Annotated in this window: 18 protein-coding genes; 10 read left to right on the top strand and 8 right to left on the bottom strand. The window is 70.8% G+C overall.

Annotated elements, in window-relative coordinates; genetic code table 11:
- Positions 1-47: 47 nt before the first annotated feature.
- Both argS and BLW43_RS01445 read right to left on the bottom strand, forming a co-directional pair.
- Positions 48-1,784, bottom strand: coding sequence for an arginine--tRNA ligase (argS, locus tag BLW43_RS01450; RefSeq protein ID WP_093247693.1), 1,737 nt, complete (start codon positions 1,782-1,784; stop codon positions 48-50).
- Between the two features lie 70 nt (positions 1,785-1,854).
- On the bottom strand, positions 1,855-2,874 hold the full coding sequence (locus tag BLW43_RS01445) for a hypothetical protein (protein ID WP_093247692.1): 1,020 nt from the start codon (positions 2,872-2,874) through the stop codon (positions 1,855-1,857).
- Between the two features lie 233 nt (positions 2,875-3,107).
- On the opposite strand from BLW43_RS01445, the gene BLW43_RS01440 reads away from it, so the two are divergent.
- Positions 3,108-4,901: a flavin-containing monooxygenase gene (locus BLW43_RS01440; protein ID WP_093247691.1), complete on the top strand. Its 1,794-nt coding sequence runs from the start codon at positions 3,108-3,110 to the stop codon at positions 4,899-4,901.
- A gap of 51 nt (positions 4,902-4,952) precedes the next feature.
- Here BLW43_RS01440 and BLW43_RS01435 read toward each other — a convergent pair whose 3' ends face one another.
- The gene (locus BLW43_RS01435) at positions 4,953-5,630 is read right to left on the bottom strand and encodes an OmpW/AlkL family protein (RefSeq protein WP_093247690.1); all 678 of its coding nucleotides are present in this window, start codon (positions 5,628-5,630) and stop codon (positions 4,953-4,955) included.
- Between the two features lie 214 nt (positions 5,631-5,844).
- Between BLW43_RS01435 and BLW43_RS01430 the strand changes: the two genes are divergently transcribed.
- From BLW43_RS01430 to BLW43_RS01420, 3 genes are all read left to right on the top strand, one after another.
- Positions 5,845-6,084 (top strand): hypothetical protein, encoded by a 240-nt coding sequence (locus BLW43_RS01430; RefSeq protein ID WP_093247689.1) that lies wholly within the window; start codon positions 5,845-5,847, stop codon positions 6,082-6,084.
- Positions 6,085-6,287: 203 nt separating this feature from the next.
- Positions 6,288-6,560, top strand: a complete 273-nt coding sequence (locus BLW43_RS01425) for a hypothetical protein (RefSeq protein ID WP_139283950.1) — start codon at positions 6,288-6,290, stop codon at positions 6,558-6,560.
- A gap of 74 nt (positions 6,561-6,634) precedes the next feature.
- The gene (locus BLW43_RS01420; protein WP_093247687.1) at positions 6,635-7,675 is read left to right on the top strand and encodes a radical SAM protein; all 1,041 of its coding nucleotides are present in this window, start codon (positions 6,635-6,637) and stop codon (positions 7,673-7,675) included.
- 15 nt (positions 7,676-7,690) lie between these two features.
- Here BLW43_RS01420 and BLW43_RS01415 read toward each other — a convergent pair whose 3' ends face one another.
- The 4 genes from BLW43_RS01415 to BLW43_RS01400 form a co-directional block, all read right to left on the bottom strand.
- Entirely contained in the window at positions 7,691-9,058 is a 1,368-nt protein-coding gene (locus BLW43_RS01415; RefSeq protein WP_093247686.1) for a mechanosensitive ion channel family protein, read from the bottom strand.
- A 404-nt stretch (positions 9,059-9,462) separates the two neighbouring features.
- The gene (locus BLW43_RS01410; RefSeq protein ID WP_093247685.1) at positions 9,463-9,714 is read right to left on the bottom strand and encodes an ATP-binding protein; all 252 of its coding nucleotides are present in this window, start codon (positions 9,712-9,714) and stop codon (positions 9,463-9,465) included.
- An 81-nt stretch (positions 9,715-9,795) separates the two neighbouring features.
- On the bottom strand, positions 9,796-10,998 hold the full coding sequence (locus BLW43_RS01405; protein ID WP_093247684.1) for a GAF domain-containing protein: 1,203 nt from the start codon (positions 10,996-10,998) through the stop codon (positions 9,796-9,798).
- A gap of 142 nt (positions 10,999-11,140) precedes the next feature.
- Positions 11,141-12,712, bottom strand: coding sequence for a 2-isopropylmalate synthase (locus tag BLW43_RS01400; RefSeq protein WP_093247683.1), 1,572 nt, complete (start codon positions 12,710-12,712; stop codon positions 11,141-11,143).
- A 227-nt stretch (positions 12,713-12,939) separates the two neighbouring features.
- On the opposite strand from BLW43_RS01400, the gene BLW43_RS01395 reads away from it, so the two are divergent.
- Positions 12,940-14,472, top strand: a complete 1,533-nt coding sequence (locus BLW43_RS01395) for a calcium-binding protein (RefSeq protein WP_093247682.1) — start codon at positions 12,940-12,942, stop codon at positions 14,470-14,472.
- A gap of 60 nt (positions 14,473-14,532) precedes the next feature.
- On the opposite strand, the gene BLW43_RS01390 is transcribed toward BLW43_RS01395, so the two are convergent.
- The gene (locus tag BLW43_RS01390) at positions 14,533-15,960 is read right to left on the bottom strand and encodes an MORN repeat-containing protein (protein WP_175478706.1); all 1,428 of its coding nucleotides are present in this window, start codon (positions 15,958-15,960) and stop codon (positions 14,533-14,535) included.
- Between the two features lie 171 nt (positions 15,961-16,131).
- Here BLW43_RS01390 and BLW43_RS01385 point away from each other — a divergent pair, with 171 nt between their 5' ends.
- The 5 genes from BLW43_RS01385 to BLW43_RS01365 all read left to right on the top strand — a co-directional run bounded on the left by BLW43_RS01385 (position 16,132) and on the right by BLW43_RS01365 (position 22,331).
- Positions 16,132-17,439, top strand: a complete 1,308-nt coding sequence (locus BLW43_RS01385; protein WP_093247680.1) for a glutamate--tRNA ligase — start codon at positions 16,132-16,134, stop codon at positions 17,437-17,439.
- 144 nt (positions 17,440-17,583) lie between these two features.
- On the top strand, positions 17,584-18,960 hold the full coding sequence (gene cysS, locus BLW43_RS01380; protein WP_093247679.1) for a cysteine--tRNA ligase: 1,377 nt from the start codon (positions 17,584-17,586) through the stop codon (positions 18,958-18,960).
- Positions 18,961-19,180: 220 nt separating this feature from the next.
- Positions 19,181-20,821, top strand: coding sequence for a citramalate synthase (cimA, locus tag BLW43_RS01375; protein WP_093247678.1), 1,641 nt, complete (start codon positions 19,181-19,183; stop codon positions 20,819-20,821).
- Between the two features lie 100 nt (positions 20,822-20,921).
- Entirely contained in the window at positions 20,922-21,680 is a 759-nt protein-coding gene (locus BLW43_RS01370; protein WP_093247677.1) for a squalene/phytoene synthase family protein, read from the top strand.
- Positions 21,681-21,923: 243 nt separating this feature from the next.
- Positions 21,924-22,331 (top strand): DUF6636 domain-containing protein, encoded by a 408-nt coding sequence (locus tag BLW43_RS01365; RefSeq protein WP_093247676.1) that lies wholly within the window; start codon positions 21,924-21,926, stop codon positions 22,329-22,331.
- Positions 22,332-22,356: the final 25 nt, after the last annotated feature.

Here is a 22,356-nt window from a genome sequence, read left to right as displayed (position 1 = left end):
ATCCTGACGGTCGCCTGCTCGAAACCCCGACCGCCGGCAGCTTGACGCTACATTTCGTCCAGCGGGGTCACGCCAAGCATACCAAGACCAGCCGAAATCACAACCGAAACGGCGGAGGCGAGTGCGATGCGCGCCGCATTGCCCGGCGCGTCTCCGTCCTGGACCACACGCAGCGCGGGTTCGTCCCGCCCGAGATTGTAGAGGCTGTGAAAGGTCGAGGCGAGATCGTAGAGGTAGAAGGCCACGCGGTGCGGCTCCGCGGCCTCGGCGGCCTGCTCGACCTGCCGCGGCCATTCGGCCAGCTTGCGGGCGAGGCCGATCTGGGCGGGATGGACGAGCGGCGACAGGTCGGCCCGCGCCAGCGCCTCGAGGTCCACCCCCTGCGCGGCCGCCAGCTTCCGCATCGAGGCGACGCGGGCGTGTGCGTACTGCACATAGAAAACCGGGTTGTCCTTGGACTGCTCGACCGCCTTCGCGAAGTCGAAGTCCAGCGCGGCGTCGTTGCGGCGGGTGAGCATGGTGAAGCGGGCGACGTCGGGCCCGACCTCCTCGACCACCTCGCGCAGGGTGACGAAGGTTCCGGAGCGCTTCGACATCTTCACCGGCTCGCCGGCGCGGAACAGCTTCACGAGCTGGCAGAGCTTCACCTCCAGCGGCACCCTGCCGCCCGAGACCGCCGACACCACCGCCTTGAGCCGCTTGACGTAGCCGGCGTGGTCGGCGCCCAGCACGTCGATCAGCAGGTCGTAGCCGCGGCTCACCTTGTCGAAATGATAGGCGATGTCGGGCGCGAAATAGGTCCAGGCGCCGTCGGACTTCTTCAGCGGCCGGTCCATGTCGTCGCCGAAGGCGGTGGAGCGGAACAGGGTCTGCGGGCGCGGCTCCCAGTCCTCCGGCGTCTTGCCCTTGGGCGGCTCCAGCGTGCCGACATAGATGAGGTCGGCCTTCTCCAGCGTCTCCAGCGCCGTCTCGACGCGGCCCTCGCGGGCGAGCTGCGCCTCCGACTGGAAATGGTCCATCTCCACCCCCAGCGCCTTGAGGTCGGCGCGGATCATGGTCAGCATCGCGTCGATGGCGAAGGTCCGCACGACCGGCAGCCAGGTCTCCTCCGGCTGGTCGAGCAGCTCGCGCCCGTGGAGCTCGGCGAGCTTCTCGCCGACGGGGCGCAGGTAGTCGCCGGGGTAGAGGCCGGCGGGGATCTCCACCGCCTCGCCGAGCGCCTCGCGGTAGCGCAGATGGGCGGAGCGGGCGAGCACGTCGACCTGCGCGCCGGCGTCGTTGATGTAGTACTCGCGCGTCACGTCCCATCCTGCGAAGGCCATCAGCCCCGCCAGCGCGTCGCCGAAGACGGCGCCGCGGGCGTGGCCGACATGCATCGGGCCGGTGGGGTTGGCGGAGACGAATTCGATGTTGACGCGCCTGCCCGCGCCGGCGCGCGCGCGGCCATAGTCGGGGCCGGACTCCAGCGCTGTCGCGACGGCGCCGCGCCAGACCTCGGGCGCGAGGCGCAGGTTGATGAAGCCGGGCCCGGCGATCTCGGCGGCCTCGACGCGCGCATCCTGCGCGAGCCGCGGCGCCAGCGCCTCGGCCAGCGCGCGCGGGTTCATCTTCGCCGGCTTCGCGAGCGCCATGGCGGCGTTGGTGGCCATGTCGCCGTGGGACGCGTCGCGCGGCGGCTCGACGGCGACGGCGCCGAGGTCGAGCCCCTCCGGCAGGACGCCATCGCCGGCGAGGGCGACGAGGTTCTCGATCACGAGGGCGCGGATGTCGGCGAAGAGGTTCATTGGGCGGGCTTCCCGGAGCAGTTCACGCGCCCTAGCAGATCGTCGCCGCCTGCGCCATCGCCGGCGCGCCTCAGAACGGGACCGGGATGACCGGCATTGGCGGCGAGGTCGCGAGATGGCCGGGCGCCTCGATGATCGACCCGCCGGTCACGGGTCCGAACATCGAGAACGGCGGCTGGAACAGCGGCACCGGGCCGCGTCCCATGACGTTGGTGACGTGGGTCGTGGTCAGCCACGCGGCGAAGGCTGGCGCGAGCCCCAGGCTCAGCTTCGCGACGAACTCAAACCCCTCGGGCGTGCGCAGGGTCGCCGGGAGCATCACAAATATGGCGTTCGCCAGTTCGCCGGCGACCGTGATTCGGCTTGCGCCGGTGGACAGACACAGCCCGATCGGCGTGGGAACGTTGGCCATGGGCGGCGCATAGGCGGCTGGGTAGGCGAGGAAAGCCGGCCAGAAAGTCAGGTTCGGCGCCGTGACGGCGTCGCGCCACGCTGCGAAACATCCTGCGACCCCGTCGGCGACCGCCTCGCGCATTTCCGCGTCGCCCCGCGTCAGCGAAGCGACGAATGGCGCCGCGCTGATTTGCGACGCGATATCGGGGCCGGTGAGGCAGCCGGTGTGGCCCGTTGCAAGCGGCCCATTGACGGCGAGGGCGCGGAAATGGGCGAGCGAGGTGAACATCATCACGCCGTATTGCACGGCCTGCAGCAACTGTAGCTGCAGGACGGGCGTCAGCAGCACCCAGGGCCGCGGGTCGCCGCCAGGGGTGGAGCCCGTATCCGGGTTTGTGCCAGAGCCGCCGCCGGGCATCGGGCCTGACCAGCCAAAGCCGGCGCCCGACATCCCGCCGAGGTTGCTGACGATGACGCCGGTCTGCGCGGACTTGGCCACGAACCGCGCCGCCGCCGTCCTGCGATGCGCGCCAGCCATCTCAAGGTGATTGTCCACCGCCTTGGCGGCGGCGGTGCGCGGCGCAACGCCCGCCGCCTTGAGGGCGGCGGCCTGCTCCTTGAGGGCCGCATTCGAGACAGCCGAGAAGCCTTCCTTCGCAACCGGGAGCTTGCTCGTCGATACGCCAGCCTGCGCCATGTCGCTTCCCTCCCCGCCTGCAGCGCTCCAAGTGAAAGGTTAACCCCGGGCGGGACGCGACGGAATGCGGCGCCGCGCGCGACGCGCGCCGCGCAGGCGACCGAGCCGATGGCGGGCGGCGGCGGACGTCGGCCCTTGAGGTTGCACGTCGGCGGCGTCACCATTTCCACAGGGCGCAACGAGCCGGGCGACGCCCTTTCGGCCAGAAAACCCGGCGCACAGGAGGAGACCCCTTGGACGCCATCGCACCGACCGGGAAGGTGACGACCTTTCTCGCCAAGCTCAACGACGCGCTGGAGGCGCAGGACGCCGACGCCGCCGCCGCGCTGTTCGCCACTGAGTGCTACTGGCGCGACCTCGTCGCGCTGACCTGGAACATCAAGACGATGGAGGGCCGCGACGCCATCGCCGAGATGCTGCGCGCGACGCTCGGCTCGGCCCGTCCGCGCCACCTGACGCTGGACGGCGACGCGACCGAGGCGGGCGGCGTCTCGGAGGGATGGTTCACGTTCGAGACCGAGACGGGCAGGGGCCGCGGCCACCTGCGCCTCAACGGCGAGGGCTGCTGGACGCTGCTGACCACCCTGCAGGAACTGAAGGGCTTCGAGGAGCCGAAGGGCCCCGCCCGCCCGCGCGGCGTGGAGCACGGCGTGCAGCCCGGCCGCAAGAGCTACGCCGAGCGGATGGAGGAGGAGCGCCGCGAACTCGGCTACTCCCGCCAGCCCGAGGTGGTGATCATCGGCGGCGGGCAGGGCGGCATCGCGCTCGGCGCCCGGCTGCGCAGGCTCGGCGTGCCGACCATCATCCTGGAGAAGAACGAGCGCGCCGGCGACTCGTGGCGCAAGCGTTACAAGTCGCTCTGCCTGCACGACCCGGTCTGGTACGACCATCTGCCCTACCTGCCGTTCCCCGACCACTGGCCGGTCTTCGCGCCCAAGGACAAGCTGGGCGACTGGCTGGAGAGCTACACGAAGATCATGGAGCTCAACTACTGGACGCGGTCCACGGCCCAGAGCGCACGCTGGGACGAGGCCGCCGGCGAGTGGGTGATCGAGGTCGAGCGCGAGGGCAGGCCGGTGACGCTGCGCCCGAAGCAGCTCGTGCTCGCCACCGGCATGTCGGGCGTGCCGAACATGCCGAAGATCCCCGGCATGGAGAGTTTCAAGGGCGACATCCACCACTCCAGCAGGCACCCCGGCCCGGACGGGTTCAAGGGGAAGAAGGTGGTGGTGATCGGCTCCAACAACTCCTCGCACGACATCTGCGCGGCGCTGTGGGAGGCGGGCGTCGACGTGACGATGCTGCAGCGGTCGAGCACCCACATCGTGAAGTCCGACACGCTGATGGAGCTGGCGCTCGGGGCGCTCTACTCCGAGGAGGCTGTGGCGAACGGCATCGACGTCAACACCGCCGACCTGATCTTCGCCTCGATCCCCTACAAGGTGCTGCCGGCGATCCAGAAGCCGCAATGCGACGAGACGAAGAAGCGCGACGCCGACTTCTACCGGAGGCTGGAGAACGCGGGCTTCATGCTCGACTTCGGCGCCGACGAGACCGGGCTTTTCCTGAAATACCTGCGGCGCGGCTCGGGCTACTACATCGACGTGGGCGCGTCGGACCTGGTGGCGAACGGCTCGATCAAGCTCAGGACCGGCGAGATCGACCGCATCACCGAGAACGCCGTGGTGATGAAGGACGGAACCGAGCTGCCGGCGGATGTCATCGTGTGCGCCACGGGCTACGGCTCGATGAACGGCTGGGCGGCGCAGCTCATCAGCCAGGAGGTCGCGGACCGCGTCGGCAAGTGCTGGGGGCTCGGCTCCGACACGCCGAAAGACCCCGGCCCATGGGAGGGCGAACTGCGCAACATGTGGAAGCCGACGCAGGTGGATAACCTATGGTTTCACGGCGGAAACCTTCACCAGTCACGGCACTACAGCCAGTTTCTCGCCCTGCAGCTCAAGGCGAGGGCGGAAGGGCTGGCCACGCCGGTCTATGGGCTGGCGCAGGTGCATCACACCGGCTGAAGCCCGGCGGCGGCCCCGGGGCTCTGGCGCCCGGGGCCGCCGCGCACCGGCTCAGAACCGGTAGCCTACGCCGAGGCCGATGATCAGCGGGTTGATCTCGACATTTCCGCCAACCGTCCCTGCGCCGGTGTCCAGCGTCCAGTCGGTTTCAAGGAAGATGTACTTCACGTCGGCGTTGAGATAGACGCCCTCCGCGATCTCGTAGTCGAGCCCGGCCTGCAGCGCGAAGCCGAACGCGTCGTCATAGCGGATCTTCTGGAACTGGCCGGCGTCCTCACCCAGAAACATCGTGTAGTTCACGCCGGCGCCGACATAGGGTTTCAGCGCGGCGAGGCTCTCCATCCCGGTCCAGTCCCCGAGTTGATCGACGTGATACTGCAGCGTCAGCGTCGGCGGCAGCAGCCAGACGTCGCCGAGGTTCGCGCCCGCGAGCGCGCCGCGCCCGCGCACGTCATGCGGCGTGACAGCAAGGATCAGCTCTGCGGCGATGTTGTCGGTGAAGAAATAGGTGAAGTCGAGTTCGGGCACGACGGCGGTCGAGATCGAGGCGTCCGCCCCCGGAATGGCCGCCGTGGAAAGCTCCTCGTTCGGGATCACCGCGAGCCCGCGCAAGCGCACGAGGAAATCGCCGTCGCGCTTGGCGTCGAAAAATCCGTCCTGGGCGGCGACCGGGGCCGCGGCGAGCGTCATAGCGGCGATCGCGACCGCCGCGCGCTGTATTGCATTCATGGCGAGGGGTTCCTGCGCTTGTAGTCTTGTCCGGAGCGATGCGCTCCCCGGTCTGGCGACCGGTCCGCAATCATGCCGAAACGCGCGCGCCTGCGCCTTGATCCGTGTCAGTCGATCGCGGCGAGACCGCCGCCGCCCGATGCGCCGGCCGAAAGGGGTTTCGAACCCGCGCGAAAGCCCCCACCTTGATGGCAGAAAGTGAAGCGAGGAGACCATGACGCACCAGACCATCCACCGTCAGGACCGTGTGCTTAAGCGGAGGTTCTTCCGCTTCGGCGTTGCGATTACGGCGATCGCGGGGCTGGCTGCGGTGTTGCTGGGCCTTGCGGCGCTGGCGTTCGGGTTCGACGCTCGGCCGTTCGTGGCGGCGCTGCCCGTCATCTACGCGCCTGTGCTGCTGGCGGGCGTCGCGTGGCTCGCATGGACGACCGCGGCGCCATCCCGGGGGCGCTGAGGCGCCGCGACGGCCCGTCGCCGGCGCAGGTGGGTCCGCCGCAAGTTTGGCGGCCCGCCGAATCGGCGCCCTCTGGTCAAGTCCAAGTCGCAGCACGACGTCTGACGACACGCCGCCGTGCGTGACCCTTCCGGTTTCGGTCTGTCGCTTGCGGCTGACGCGGAGATGACGGTGTGATCACGCCGACATGACGCGTGTTAAGCATGATCGTCTCACTTCTCATCACCATGGAGGAAGTTGAGATGTATCGTGAGCTCTCTTTCGACTTCAAGATCCTCGTTCCCGAACCGATCGATAACGGCATTGTCGATCCGTGGTTCGTCCAGAAGGTCGGCGGCTTCGCCACTGCAAGCCGCGGCGGGCTGACGCTCGACGCGGTGAAGTTCGAAGCGATCGAGAAGATCCTGCCCGGCGACGACGGGATGATCGACGGCATTCCGTCGGACTTCTTCGACGGCGGCCTGATGGGCTTCTGAAGCCCGCGCCGGGCCGTTTCGGCGGCCCGGCGCTCTCCCCCACCGATGCACCTCAGACGGAAGGCGAGCGACCGATGGCTGATCGTCCCGCGACCCGCACGCTGCAGATCCATGTGACGCGGCGCTGCAACCTCACCTGCCGCCACTGCTATTCCTCGTCGGGGCCGGACGTTCGCGAGGCGCTGGAGGCGCGCGCGCTGACGGCGGCGCTCGACGACGCCGCGGCGCTCGGCTTCACCTTCGCGACCCTCTCCGGCGGCGAACCTTTCCTGTATCCGGCGGCGCCGGAGATCGTCGCGCACGCGAAGGGCCTCGGCATGCGCACGGCGATCGTGACCAACGGCATGTATCTCGACCCGCGGCGGCTGGCGCCGCTGCAGGGCGCGCTTGACCTGCTGGCGGTGTCGCTCGACGGCGCGCCCGCCCGGCACGACTGGATGCGCGCCAACCCGCGCGCCTTCGAGACCATGGCGGCGAAGCTGCCGGCCCTGCGCGACAGCGGCGTGCCGTTCGGCTTCCTGTTCACGTTGAGCCGAGACAATGTCGGGGAGATCGCGTGGGCGGCCGAGTTCGCCGTAGAGCAGGGCGCGGCGCTGCTGCAGATCCACCCGCTCGACACCACGGGACGCGCCGAGGGCGACGCCGAGATGGCGGCGGCGAAGCCAGACGACGACGCGGCGCTGCGCGCTGCGGAAGCCGCGACGGCTGCTCAGGCGCGCTGGGAAGGCAGGCTGAAGGTGGTTCTGGACTATCAACTCAGCATGCCCGGCTCGCCGGAGATCGCGCCGGAGATCGCGCGCGGGCGCTGCGGCCGGGAGGCGGGCTTCGCCGACGTGACGAGCCCGCTGGTGATCGAGAGCGACGGGGCGATCCTGCCCATGGGCCACGGCTTCGCGCGGCGCTTCGCTGTGGGTCGGCTCGGGCAGGGGCGGCTGGCGCAGATGGCGGCCGACTGGATGCGCGACGGCCGGGCCGAGGCTTTCAGAGACCTCGTGGCGCGCACCCGCGTCGAGACGCGGGCCGAGACCGAGGCCGCCGCGACGCCCCGGCTGCGCAACCTCGCCCACGCCTACCGGCGGGCCTCGCTCGCCGCGCCGGACGCCAGCGCCGCCTGAGACGCGCGGCCGCGCTCAGCCGGCCCCTTCCTCCAGCCCTGCGACAGGCTCCGTTCCGGCGGAGCGGCGCTCAGGCGCGAAAGTCGCGCCAGCGTCAGGCGCGGCGTTCTTGTCGGCCCTGATGTGCAGGTCCTGCTGGGGGTAGGGGATCGAGACCCCGGCGGCGTCGAACGCCTCCTTCACCTGGCGCGTCAGATCCCAGTAGACTGTCCAGTAGTCGCCGCCGCGCACCCAGGGCCGCACGACGAAGTTCACCGAGCTGTCGGCGAGTTCATTGACGCGGATCACCGGCGCCGGCTCCTTCAGGATGAGCGGGTGGGCGCCGACGACCTCCTCCAGAACCTTCTGCGCGGTCTCGATGCTGTCGTCGTAGCCGATGCCGAAGGTCAGGTCGACGCGGCGCGTCGGGCTGCTGGTGACGTTGGTGATGATGTTGCCCCAGACCTTGCTGTTGGGGATGACGATCACCTGGTTGTCGGGCGTGGTCACGGTGGTCGCCACCACGCTGACCGACTTTACCGTGCCGGCGGTGCCGCCGATGTCGACGAAGTCGCCCTCGTCGAAAGGCCGGTTGATCATGATCATCAGGCCGGCCGCGAGGTTGCCGAGCGTGTCCTGGAAGGCGAAGGCGAGAATGAAGGACGCGCCGCCGATCAGGGCGAACACGGGCGAGATGTCGACGCCGAGCGCCGAGAGCACGATCATCAGGCCGAAGGCCATGACGATCCAGTAGATCAGCATGACGAGGAACGCCTGCAGCAGCTTGGAGAGGTTCGGCACCCTCCCGACGATGCGCCGGAAGATGCGCCGCACGATGCGCGCCACGATCACGAGGCCGATCAGCGCGGCGACGATCACGCCGATGTCGCGGGCGAGCCCGAGGCCGCCATCCCATGAGACGGCCCACTCAATCGCCTGGTTCATCAGCGTCTCGAAGTCGGCGCTGCGGGTCTCCTCCACCACGATGGAGTTGCGGTAGGCGCGCATCTGGGAGATCGCGGCCTCGTCGCCGCCCTTCTTCTCCCAGCTGCTGAGCACGGTGGTGAGCGCGTCGAACATCCGGTCGCGCTCGGCGGTGCGCTCGACGACGAGCTCGCGGGCGGCGTCGGCCGCCTCGCCCTCGGACGCGCGAACGGCGAGCTGCGCGTCGACGACGGCCTGCGTGCGCTCCTTGACCATGCCCAGCCATGCGCCGGCGGCGATGCCGAGATCGTCCGCGGTGAGCGGCACGAGACGCAGGGTGAGCTCCTCCACGCCGATCTCGGGGTTCACGATCTCCAGAGGCGGCGGGGGCGGCCCGTCCTCGGCGGCGTCCTGCGCCGCGGCGACGCCGGTGAGCAGCGCGAGGGCCAGAAGCCCGCGCAGGATGAAATTGTGGACCATCGCAAACACCTCCCGCCTCGGATCGGGGTCCGTTTACCAACATGAGGGCTTTCCGGCCACCCCGGGCCGACGTCACTCCCTCTCCGCGGACCGTGCGGACCGTGCGGCCCGGTCGGCGGTCCCGGTCGGCGGCCTCAGTCGGCGGCGGCTTTCCGGTCGAGCAGGACGTCTGTGAGGAGCGCCTGCCGGTCGATATCCTCGACGAGCGGGACTGTTCCTGCAGCCGCGGTCGCGGGGGGTGGCCCGAGGCGCGCGGCGCCGCGGCCGCCGGGCCCTCGTCGTCAGCGGCCGGGAGGTAGATGCTGAACGATGCGCCGCGACCCGGTTCGGAACGTACGGCTATCGCGCCGCCGGACTGCTGAACGAACCCATGCGCCGTCGCCAGCTCGAGGCCGCGGTCCCTGTCAGGGGGGGCAGGTGGGCAAGAACGGCTCGAAGATTCGTCCGAGATGCTCTTGCCCAACGCCTTCGCTGATGCCGGTCACCGCGATCATCACATGGCGGCCGGGCGCGAGCATCTCGGCGCGCCCGGCGATGAAGTCCGCGGTAACGTCGATGTTCGCGGTCTCGATGATCAGCGCGCCGCCCCTCGGCATGGCGCCGCGGGCGTTGACCACGAGGTTGAGCAGCGCGCACTCCAGCAGCGCCCGGCCCACGCGCGCCCGCCGCAGGTCCGCCGCCAGCGCGACCTCGATGGAAATGTTCTCGGGCGGCGTCAGGCGGATGAGCGGGCGAATTCAGGAGATCGCGTCATTGGTGTCCAGCATGGTGGGGTTGGGGGTCGAGCGGCGTGCGAAGCTCAGCAGGCTCTGGTTCAGTTCGGCGCCGCGAAGCGCCGCCGCCCGTATTTCGGATAGAATGCCGTCGCGGTCATGGGCCTCCGGCGTCTCCATCGCGAGTTCGGCGTTCCCGAGAATTGTGGTGAGCAGGTCGTTGAAATCATGAGCGACGCCGCCTGCGAGCCGCCCGATGACCTCCTGCTTCCGGGCCTCGTTCAGCATTCTGACTGTCTCGGTCAACTCGCGTTGAGCCGCGACCTCGACGGTGATGTCGAGGATGAGGGTGTTCCACAGCACCGAGCCGTCGTCGAGACGGCGGGGCGCGCCGTAACCCTGCAGCCATTTGGTCTGGCCCGAGGGCGTCACGATGCGCCAGCGATGGCGCCACGGCGTGAGATCCTGCGCCGAACGCCGGACCGAGGCCACCGTGTCGGTGAGATCCTCGCTCTCGACGGCTTCCCACAGCAGCTTCGGGTCGCCCATCAGCCGTTCCGCCGGGATTTCCCAGATGTCGACGCAGCCGGGAGACATGTACTCGATCGCGTCGCGGCCGCCGGGGCGGGCCAGGTAGCGGAAGATCGCTCCCGGCACGTTGGCGGCGAGGTCGGCGAAGCGGCGGTTGGCCTCGTTCAGCGCATGGGAGACCGCCGCGATCTCTCGCTGCGCCTTCTCGGCGGCGCGCAGCGACAGCTTGAGGCTGATCTGATTCGAGACGGAGTCCGCGATCACCCGGAGGTCATCGAGATCGGCCGCAGTCCAGTCTCGCGGGGTCGACCCGATCGCGCAGAGCGCGCCGATCGGCGAGCGGCCCACCGGCGCGACAGGCACGCCCAGATAGGCGATGACGCCGAGATCAGCGATCGCGGGGTTCTCATAGACCCGCTCATCCTCCCGCGCGTCCCGGATGACCACGGGAGCGTCCGTGGCGGCGACCAGTCGGCAGAACGAGTGGGAGAGCGGCGTCTGCCGCTGAGACGCCCATGGCTCGGCGAGGCCGAGGGCGCTCTTGAAGAACTGCCGATCGCCCTGTTCGTCGATGACGCTGAGCAGCACGACCTCCACCCCGAGACGGTGGGCGATCCAACGCAGCAAACGGTCGAAGGAGGGCTCGGCCTCGCCGTCGAGCAGGCCGATCTCCCTCAGCGCGTCGCTCTGCGCCACCGGCGGGTGTTCCCTTCGTCTCAGGACATTCGACGATTGATGAATGATTGTGCATGGGTTTGCCCGTCGGCGCCAGCCCGCTTTGGCGGGCCCGACGATCTGGCGGTCGCCGCGCCGCCAGGGCGCGCGGCGACCGCGCGGCTCAGCCCGCGGCGCTCAGATCGCCCGGCGCGGATTTCTCGCGCCGCACCAGCAACTTGTTGAGCGCGTTCACATAGGCGCGGACGCTTGCCACGATGGTGTCGGTGTCGGCGGCCTGGCCGGTGACGATCTTGCCGGCCTCCTCCAGCCGCACGGTCACGGTCGCCTGCGCGTCGGTGCCGTCGGTCACGGCGTGGACCTGGTAGAGCTTCAGCGCCGCCTCGTGCGGGGCGAGCGCCTTGACGGCGTTGAAGGCGGCGTCCACGGGGCCGTCGCCGGTCGCCTCGACGCGGTGATCCGCGCCGTCGACGCTCAGCGTCAGCTCCGCGGTCTGCGGCCCCTCGGTGCCGCACACGACGCGCAGGCGCTGCACCTGGAGGCGGTCGTTGGAGAGCGAGGTCTCCGCATCGTCGACCAGCGCGCGGAGGTCGTCGGCGAAGACCTCCTTCTTGCGGTCGGCCAGCGCCTTGAAGCGCACGAAGGCGTCCTCAAGCGCGTTCTCGCCCAGCTCGTAGCCCATCTCCTTGAGTTTCGTGCGGAAGGCGTGGCGCCCCGAGTGCTTGCCCATCACGAGGTTCGACTCGGTCAGGCCGACGTCCTCCGGGCGCATGATCTCGAAGGTCTCGGCGTTCTTGAGCATGCCGTCCTGATGAATGCCGCTCTCGTGGGCGAAGGCGTTCTTGCCGACGATGGCCTTGTTGAACTGCACTGCAAAGCCCGAGACCGCCGCCACCAGCCGCGACGCCGCCATGATGCGCGTGGTGTCGACGCCGGTTGCGAAGGGCATGATGTCCCCGCGCACCTTCAGCGCCATCACGACCTCCTCCAGCGCGGTGTTGCCGGCGCGCTCGCCGAGGCCGTTGATGGTGCACTCGATCTGGCGGGCGCCCGCCTCCACGGCGGCCAGCGCGTTCGCGGTCGCCATGCCGAGGTCGTTGTGGCAGTGCGTCGCCAGCGTCACGCCGTCGACGCCTGTGCATTTCTCGCGCAGCATCGCGATGAGCTGCGCGCTCTCGCGCGGGGCGGTGTAGCCGACCGTGTCGGGGATGTTGATGGTGGTGGCGCCGGCGGCGATGGCGACGTTCACCGTCTCCACGAGATAGTCGTGCTCGGTTCGCGTCGCGTCCATCGGCGACCACTGCACGTTCTCGCAGAGCGCGCGCGCATGGGTCACGGTGTCGTGGATGCGGTCGAGCACCTGCGCCTTGTCCATGTTGAGCTGGTGGGCGCGGTGAAGGGGCGAGGTGCCGATGAAGGTGTGGATGCGCGGCTTGTCGGCGCGCTCCAGCGCCGCCCAGGCGCGGTCGATGTCCTTCTTCGAGGCGCGGGCGAGGCCGCAGATCACCGCGCCGCGCACCTGGTCGGCGATGCGGGAGACGGCCTCGAAGTCGCCTTCGGAGGCGATGGGGAAGCCCGCCTCGATGATGTCGACGCCCATCTCGGCCAGCAGATGCGCGATGCGCAGCTTCTCGTCGAGCGTCATCGAGGCGCCGGGCGACTGCTCCCCGTCGCGCAGGGTGGTGTCGAAGATCTTCACGCGCTCGCGCTGCGGCGCAGGGGTGGTGTCGGTCATGGCGTATGGTCCGTAACTTGCTGCTGGATGGTCCCGCGGCGTCGGAGGTCACCCCCGAGCGCGCGCCGCGAGACGGCCGCGCTCAGGGGCGGCTAAGCAGCAGGGGCAGCGAGGTGCAGCGGGCGTCGCTCATGGCCGCCACTATACACGCCATGTCGCCCATGAGAAGCTCTGGTGACCTTGGCGCGGCGGAGATTGGTTTCTCGAGCTTTGGAGGGGCGCCTGCAATGATCGTGTCCACGTTAAGAGGGTCAGAGCAGATCGGCGATGTCGACGGCGACGGCGCGCTGGACCTGTTCGTCACCGAAACCGCGTTCTTCGTCGACGCAAGCAGCGGCGACTTTCTGGTCGATCCCGATACCGGCTTTGCCTTTGAGCCGATTGTCTACACCACGATCCTCGGTGGCGCCGCCTTTCCGCAACGACGCGTCCTCATCGACCTCGCGCCGCCGCAAGGGGCGGCCGTGGAGGTCTTCCAGAACTTCGCGCCCCCGTTCATCGTCGCATTCGACGCCGTGCGCGGCAGTGACGCGCCGCTCGCCGGTGCGCCCGGGGCTTCGCAAGGGGCTGTCGGTTTGTTCGACGGTCCCGCGTTCATTGATGCGGACATCGACGGCGACGGCTACGCCGACCGCGTGACGCTGGCCATGGTGGATTACGACAGCGAGACCGGCCTCCCCGGCGGTGACGACCCCCATGCGGTGATCGTCTACGGAGGCCCAGACGGCGTTCCCGACCTTGCGCTTTCGGCCATCGATGGGTCGAATGGCTTCATCCTGACCGGGTGGTCGAATGCGATCGCCGGGAGCGGGTTTCCTAGCCTGCGCTACGTGAACGTGATCGACGACATAACCGGGGACGGATTGCCGGACATCATCGCCGTCGAGTCGGCTCAATCTGGCGGGGAGTTCGAACGCGACGTCTATGCGTCGGCGGTAATTTCGGCCGACCGCGACGCGCTGGCGCTGCTTGACCGACTCGACGGCGCGGCCGACGGCCGGGTGAGCTACGTCGCCACCACCGCCGTGCTCGGCGGCGATGGCGCGGATCGTCTGGTCACGGAGCGGGGCGACCGTTTCGCGGTCGGCGGCGGCGGCGCCGACGTGATCGACGGGCGCGTCGGCAGCGAGTTCGGCGAGGCGCGCGCGGGCTTCCCCGTGGTGCTCGACGGCGGCGACGGCGACGACCGCATCATCGGCAGCGCGTTCCGGGAGTGGCTGATCGGCGGCGACGGCGACGACGTGCTCAGGAGCGGCGACGACGACGACCGCATCTCCTGCGGCGCCGGCGACGACGTGGCGCTCGCCGGCGACGGCGACGACACCGTGTTCGGCCAGTCCGGCGCCGATACGGTGAAGGCGGGGCTCGGCGACGACCTGATCGACGGCGGCGACGGCGACGACGTGCTGTTCGCGTGGCGCGGCGACGACAGCATCGACGGCGGCGCGGGCGACGACTTCATCCGCGGCGGCATCGGCGACGACCTGATCGAGGGCGGCGCCGGGAACGACCGCATCGTGGCGGGGCCGGGGCGCGACGTGCTGGTGTTCCGCGAGGGTTTCGGTTCGGACCGGGTCATCGATTTCCGCGTCGGCTCCGACCTGCTCGACTTCTCCCTGCACGCGGGCGTCGGCGGGTTCGGCGACCTCTCGATCCGACTGGTCGGCCGGCGCGCGGTGATCGAGGATGGAGACGGCGGGCGCATCGTTCTCGACGGTTCCGGGCTCGACCTCCTCGACGAGACGGCGTTCGTCTTCTGATGGGCCGCGATAGAGCTGCGCAGAGCGGCGGTTCCCGAAGCTCTGCGCGGGCGGGTCCTCTCAGTCCGCCGCGCCGGTCCCGGTTTCGGGCGCGCCGCTGCGCTGGCCGTTGACCCAGTAGCCGGCGTATTCGGCCCCGCTGGCGTAGGTCATCACGCCGTAGCCGTGGCGCTGGCCCTCGCGGAAGGCGCCCTTGTAGACGTCGCCGTTGGCGTAGCGCGCGACGCCCTCGCCATGGATGTCGCCTTCGGCCCAGGCGCCTTCGTATGTGAAGCCGTCCGGCAGCACGAGCTTGCCCTGGCCGTGGCGCATCCCCTCGCGGAAATCGCCAGTGTACACGGCGCCGTCGGGAAAGCGCGCGACGCCGGCGCCGTCAAGCTTGCCGGCCTTCCAGAGCCCGGCGTATTCGTGGCCCTCCGGCGAGGTCAGCACGCCCTCGCCGTCGCGCTCGCCGGCCTTGAAGGAGCCCTCGTAGCGCAGGCCGTCGGCGGAGACGAAGACGCCCTCGCCCTCGATCATGCCGTCGACCACCGCACCCTCGTAAACGCCGCCGTCGGGATAACGGATGACGCCGACCCCGTTGGGCTTGCCGTCGACGAAGGACCCTTCGTGCACCACGCCGTTGGCGTAGGTCGCGACGCCGGCGCCGGTGATCGCGCCGTCGCGCCACGCGCCGCTGTAGCGGAAGCCGGAGGCGGCGGTCAGCACGCCGGCGCCCTCGCGCCGCCCGTTGACGAATCCGCCCTCGTACACGTCGCCGTTGGCGTAGCGCGCGACGCCGTCGCCCTCGCGCACGCCGTTGACGAAGCCGCCCTCGTAGGTCTCGCCGCTGGGATAGACCGCCTTGCCCTGGCCGGTCATCTCCCCGTCGCGCCACTCGCCCTCGTACTTGAAGCCGTCGGCCATGGAGATCTCGCCGTGACCCTCGCGCACCCCGTCCACGAAGCCGCCGCGATACACCGCGCCGTCGGGATAGGTGACGAGACCCTCGCCATGGGGCGTGTTGTTCTTCCAGCCGCCCTCGTAGCGATAACCGTTCGGCTCGCTCATCACGCCCTGGCCGTCGAAGGCGGAGGCGTTGAACTCGCCCTCGTAGATCATGCCGTCGGCCTGCACCGAGCGACCGTAGCCCTCGATCTGGCCATTGACCCACTCGCCCTCGTAGGAGCCGCCGTCGGCGTAGACGATGCGGCCCTCGCCGTGGGGGGCGCCGTCCTTGAACTGGCCCTCGTAGACCGAACCGTTGGGGTAGCGCGCGACGCCGCGACCCTCGATGCGGCCCTCGACCCATTCGCCGGTGTATTCATAGCCGCCGGGCAACCGGAACGTGCCGGAGCCATGCTGCTTGCCGTCGCGGAACTCGCCCTCATAGACGCCGCCGGTGTCGTATTCCTTCACCGCAGTCTGGCCGCTGTCCTGACCGATGGCGGCGAGCCCGACCAGGCCGGCGACGCCAAGGGCGGCGAGACGCGTGATGATGCCCGTCATCTTCTCCCTCCCCCGGTCGTTCATCATCGCCACCCTGCGTTCTTCAGGCGAACAAAGGGTTTATTCGCCTTGCTTGATGCAGTCCATAGCGTTCCTGGCTCGGCGGCGCGATGACTTGCGCGGCTGCGCGGCGCGCGCGATACCTCAGCCGACGCATCAGGAGGGGCCCTTATGACGCTGACGCGCTTCGCGCCTTCCCCCACCGGCCTGCTCCATGCGGGCAACCTCCGCACCGCGCTGATGAACTGGCTGCTGGCCCGGCGCGACGGCGGCGGGTTTCTTCTGCGGCTCGACGACACCGACGCGGCGCGGTCCGAAGCGCGCTTCGCCGATGCGATCCGCGCGGATCTGCGCTGGCTGGGGCTGGGCTGGGACCGGGAGGCCGCGCAGTCCGACCGGCTCGACCGCTACGCGCTGGCGGCGGACCGGCTGCGGGCGGCGGGGCGGCTCTATCCCGCCTGGGACACGCCGGAGGAGCTGGAGTTCCGCCGCCGAGTGCAGCGCTCCCGCGGCTTGCCGCCGGTCTATGACCGCGCCGCGCTGAAGCTGGACGAGGCCGGGCGCGCCGCGCTCGGGGCGGAGGGGCGCCGCCCGCACTGGCGCTTCCTGCTGGCGCCCGAGGCGGTGGAGTGGGTCGACGGCGTTCTCGGGCCGCAGCGCGTGGATCCCGCCTCGCTGAGCGACCCGGTGCTGATCCGCGAGGACGGCACGGTGCTCTACACGCTCGCCTCGGTCGTGGACGACGCTGAACTCGGCGTGACGGACGTGGTGCGCGGGGCCGACCATGTCACCAACACCGCCGTCCAGATCCAGCTGTTCGGCGCGCTCGGGGCGGCGGCGCCGCGCTTCGCGCACCATTCGCTGCTGACCGGGCCGGGCGGGGCGGGCCTCAGCAAGCGCGACGGGGCGGCGTCGCTGGCCGAGATGCGCGCCGAGGGGATCGAGCCGCAGGCGCTGGTCTCGCTGCTGGCGCGGCTCGGCTCCTCGCGCGACGTGGCGCTGACGACGCTGGCGGAGGAGGCTGCGGGGTTCGACCTCGCGGCGTTCGGCGCGGCGCCGGTGGCGTTCGATCCCGAGCAGCTGCGCCGGCTGAGCGCGCAGGCGGTGCGCGCCACGGACTTCGCCGGGGCCGCGCCGCGCCTCGCCGCGCTGGGAATCGAGGGGCCGAAGGCGGCGGCGTTCTGGGAGGCGGTGCGCCCCAACCTCGACCGCGTCTCCGACGCGGCCGGCTGGTGGGCGCTGATCCATGACCCTCAACCCGCCGACGCCGGGGAGGACGCGGATTTCGTGGCGCAGGCGATGGCCCTGCTGCCGCCGCGCCCGTGGGGGCCGGAGACCTGGGGCGCGTGGACCGGCGCGGTGAAGGCCGCGACGGGCCGCAAGGGGCGCGCGCTCTACATGCCGCTGCGCCGCGCGCTGACGGGGCGCGACCACGGGCCCGACATGGCCGCGCTCATGCCGCTGCTTGAAAAACCCTGAAGCCGGGCGCATAAGGTCGGTCATGAACCGCGCCGCCATCACCCGGGGCATCTGCATTGTCCGCTGACACATGTCCGCGGCGCGCAGGTTCGTCTTCTCCAGACCCGACTTGACCCGCCGCGGGCCAGACCTGCGAGCGAACCCATGACGACCATCCGCCTGCACGACAGCATGGCCCGCCAGAAGCGGGATTTTTCGCCGATCGACGAGAAGAACGTGCGGATGTACGTTTGCGGGCCGACCGTCTATGACCGCGCCCACATCGGCAACGCCCGCCCCGTGGTCGTGTTCGACGTGCTGTTCCGCCTGCTCCGCCACGTCTACGGCGCGAAGCATGTGACCTATGTGCGCAACATCACCGACATCGAGGACAAGATCATCGCCCGCGCCGCCGAGAACGGCGAGGCCATCGGCGAGTTGACAGCCCGCACCGCGAAGTGGTTCCGCGACGACATGGCGGCGCTCGGCTGCCTGCCGCCCACGCATCAGCCGCGCGCGACGGAGCACGTCCCCGGGATGATCGCGATGATCGAGGCGCTGGTCGCCCAAGGGAAGGCCTACGCCGCCGAGGGCCACGTGCTGTTCGAGGTCGGTGGGTTCGCCGACTACGGCCGGCTCTCGGGCCGCTCGACCGAGGACATGATCGCCGGCGCCCGCGTCGAGATCGCGCCCTACAAGCGCGACCCGATGGATTTCGTGCTGTGGAAGCCCTCGACGCCCGACCAGCCAGGCTGGGAGAGCCCATGGGGCAGGGGGCGCCCCGGCTGGCACATCGAGTGCTCCGCCATGGCGCGCGCGCTGCTTGGCGCGGAGTTCGACATCCACGGCGGCGGCGCCGACCTGATGTTCCCGCACCACGAGAACGAGGTCGCGCAGTCGGTCTGCGCCCATCCCGGCGAGGGTTTCGCGCGTTACTGGCTGCACAACGGAATGGTGCGGGTGGAGGGGCGCAAGATGTCGAAGTCGCTCGGCAATTTCCTCACCATGGAGGATCTTCGCGCACAGGCGCCGGGCGAGGTGCTGCGGCTGGCGCTGCTGATGACGCATTACCGCGACCCGCTGGACTGGACCGCGCAGCGGCTGGAGGAGGCGGCGGCGACGCTGCGGCGCTGGCGGGCGCTGCCGACCGACGAGCCGGCCGCGGCGAGCGCCGGGGCGCGGGTGATCTCGGCGCTGGCCGACGACCTCAACACGCCCCGCGCCATCGCCGCGCTGCACGTCATCGCAGCGTCGGGCGACGGCGCGACGCTGCGCGCGGCGGCGGCGCCGCTCGGCCTGCTGGGCGATGAGCTTGGCGACTGGGCGGCGGCGCCCGAGGCCGGCGACGACGGCTGGCGCATCGACGCGCTGCTCAAGGCCCGCGCAGAGGCCCGCGCCGCGAAGGATTTTTCCCGCGCCGACGCGATTCGAAAGGGCCTCGACGCCGCGGGCGTGGTGGTGATGGACCGGCCGGACGGCCCCAGCGAATGGAGCCTGACGCCGGAGTTCGACGCGGCGAAACTCGCGGAGTTGAGGGCGTGAGCGGCCCCTCGCCCCGGCGCGCGCCCTCGCCCCGGCCCTCTCCCGCTGGCGGGAGAGGGGGCGACGGCCTCGCCGACGCCGCCCCGGCCGGGCCGGCCACGCGCCGCCGCGCCGCATCCCGCGCGGCCCGCCCCGCGCCGCGCAGGCGGGGTAGAAATCGCCCCCTCTCCCGCGGGGCGGGAGAGGGTCGGGGTGAGGGCGTGCGCGCGGGAGCCGCGGCATGACCGACCGCCTCTCCCTTTTCGACACCACGCTGCGCGACGGGCAGCAGACGCAGGGCGTGGGCTTTTCCGCCGAGGACAAGCGGCGCATCGCCGAGAGCCTCGACCGGCTGGGGGTCGATTACATCGAGGGCGGCTGGCCGGGCGCGAACCCCACCGACAGCGCCTTCTTCGCCGCGCCGCCGAAGCTGAAGCGCGCCACGCTCACCGCCTTCGGCATGACCAAGCGCGCCGGGCGCTCGGCGGCGAACGACGAGGTGCTGGCGGAGGTGGTCAACGCCGGCACGCCCGCCGTCTGCCTTGTCGGCAAGACCCATGTCTATCATGTGAAGCACGCGCTCGGGATCAGCCGCGACGACAACCTCGCCAACATCCGCGAGAGCTTGGCGCGGCTGCGGGCGCTGGGGCGCGAGGCGCTGTTCGACGCCGAACACTTCTTCGACGGCTTCGCGGCCGACCCCGACTACGCCATGGCCTGCCTCGACGCCGCCATCGAGGGCGGCGCGGCCTGGGTGGTGCTGTGCGACACCAACGGCGGCGCGATGCCGGCGGCGGCGGCGCGGGTGGTGGAGCGGGTCTGCGCCCGCTTCGGCGGCGGCCGCGTCGGCATCCACGCCCATGACGACACCGGGCAGGCGGTGGCGTTGAGCCTCGCCGCCGTCGAGGCCGGCGCCCGGCAGGTGCAGGGCACGCTCAACGGGCTCGGCGAGCGCTGCGGCAACGCCAACCTCGTCTCGATCATCCCGACGCTGATGCTGAAGGCGCCCTATCGCGATATCGTGCATACCGGGGTGAACGTCGAGGGACTGCGGTCGCTGCCGGAGATCAGCCGGATGCTCGACGAGGTCCTCAACCGCCAGCCCAACCGCCATGCGCCCTATGTCGGCGCGGCGGCCTTCGCCCACAAGGCGGGGCTGCACGCCTCGGCCATCGTCAAGGATCCCACGACCTACGAGCACGTCCCGCCGGAAGTGGTCGGCAACGAGCGCGTCATCCCGATGTCGAACCAGGCGGGCAAGGCCAACCTGCTGCGCCGCCTGCGCGAGGCGGGCATCGAGGCGGAGCGGGAGGACCGGCGCCTCGCGAAGCTGCTGGCGCTGGTCAAGACGCGCGAGGAGCAGGGCTTCGCCTATGACAGCGCGCAGGCGAGCTTCGAGATGCTGGCGCGCGAGGCGTTCGGCCAGTCCCGCCGCTACTTCGACGTGGAGCGGTTCCGCGTGACGGTGGAGCGCCGGCACGATCCGCGGATGGGCGCCCAGGTCGTCTCCGAGGCCGTGGTGGTGGTGAACGTGGACGGCGAGCGGATGATCTCGGCCTCCGAATCGCTCGACCCGGTAACGAAGGCCGATCAGGGGCCGGTCAACGCGCTGGTGCGGGCGCTGAAGCGCGACCTCGGCAAGTATCAGGACTACATCGACGACATGGTGTTGACCGACTTCAAGGTGCGCATCCTGACCGGCGGCGCCGAGGCGGTGACGCGGGTGCTGATCGAGCACCGCGACGGTGCGGGGGCGCGCTGGTCCACGGTCGGCGTCTCGCCCAACATCGTCGACGCCTCGATGCAGGCGCTGCTCGACGCCATCGCCTGGAAGCTGACGCGCGACGGCGCCCCGCTGCGTCAGCTGCAGCCCGGCGAATGAGCGCCGCGCCCTCCTGCGCGGCCCGACTAGCAGCCCTCGCTTCGAGGGGCGCCCGCCAGGGCGCGTCCAGCACGGGCGCGGCCCGGTCGAGCGCATCGCGGTGAGCGAGCCGGCGCTCAGCCCCTGCGCGGCGCTGGTGCGGCGGGGAGACCCTGACCGCTTCCTCTCCGCGATGACGGCGCTGCCGGCGCTGCGCGAGCGGCTGTTCGCACTCTACGCCTTCAACCTCGAACTCGCGCGCATTCCCGCCGTCGTCAGCGAGCCGACGCTCGGCGCGATCCGCCTGCAATGGTGGCGCGACGCGGTGGCGCTGGCCCATGAGGGCCGGTCGCGCAGCCACGAGGTCGCCGCGCCGCTGGCGGAGACGATCCGGGCGGCGGACCTGCCGCGCGCGCCTTTCGAGCGGCTGATGGACGCCCGCGCGCTCGACATGGAGGCGGGCGCGCTCGACGGCGACCCTGCGCTCAGGGCTTATCTCCGCGACACCGGGGCTTCGCTGCTGGCGCTCTCGGCCCATGCGCTGGCGGGCGAGGCGGGGCCGGCCGAGGAGGCGGGCTTCGCCTTCGCCGCCGCCGCGTGGCTGAGGGCGCAGCCGGCGCTTGTGGCCGGCGGCCGTCGGGCGATGGCGCAGGATCAGGCGCAGGCACTCGCGCGCGACGGGCTTGCGGCGCTGGCGGCGGCGCGGCGGGCGGGGGCGCCGCGCGGGGCGGAGGCCGCCTATCGGGCCGGCTGGCTTAGCGAGGCGGCGTTGCGCGCGGCGCTGTCTGAGCGTTTCGACCCCGAGGCCGGGCCGGCGGCGCCGTCACCCTTCCGCGCCCGCGCCTCGCTGCTGTGGCGCGCGGCGCGCGCAAACTGGTGAGGCGGCGCGCCGCCGGCCTCGCGTCGAGGCGTCAGCTCCGGGCGGCGCCCGAGCGCGTCGACGTCGAATGGCCGGAAGCTTTGGTGGCGTCGGCTGGAAGATTGGCTGCGAGAGGCGCCGCCGCCCTTGCATCGGCTTCGCGCCTGGCTGCGACGCCGCCGCCTGCGCCGAAACTGTGGCGCGGCGCGGGCTGACCCGCTAGCCTTTCCTCTTGGCGGGGACAGGCTGCGCTGGAGGGACGTTGTGACAAAAGGCTGGATCGCCGTTCTCGCGCTGATCGCCGCCGATGCGCGGGCCGACGTGTTCTCCTTCGAGACGCCCTCGGGGAACATCCAGTGTTCGGTGGGTCTTGAGGTCGACGGCTCCGACATCCGCTGCGTCATCATCGATCGGAGTGGCCCGCCCGCCGCGCCGCGACCGGCATGGTGCGCGTCGGACTGGGGCCATGTGTTCTTCATGCGCAACCGCGGTCTCGTCGAGATGAGCTGCGAACCGCTCGACCGCAGCCGCCATGCCCAGGAGACGGCGGAGTACGGGGTCACCGGCGAGTTCGGCGGGCTCACCTGCCTCTCCTCCCGTCAGGGCCTCAACTGCGTCAACGAGGACGGCAGGGGCTTCTTCCTGTCGCGAGGCAGTCAGCGGGCGTTCTGAGGCGCGGCGAAGGACGGCTCGGCGG

Source organism: Rubrimonas cliftonensis, assembly GCF_900107585.1.
GTDB classification, from domain to species: domain Bacteria; phylum Pseudomonadota; class Alphaproteobacteria; order Rhodobacterales; family Rhodobacteraceae; genus Rubrimonas; species Rubrimonas cliftonensis.
Note: the sequence above shows the minus strand (reverse complement) of the source record. Positions and strands in the feature narration are given on the sequence as shown.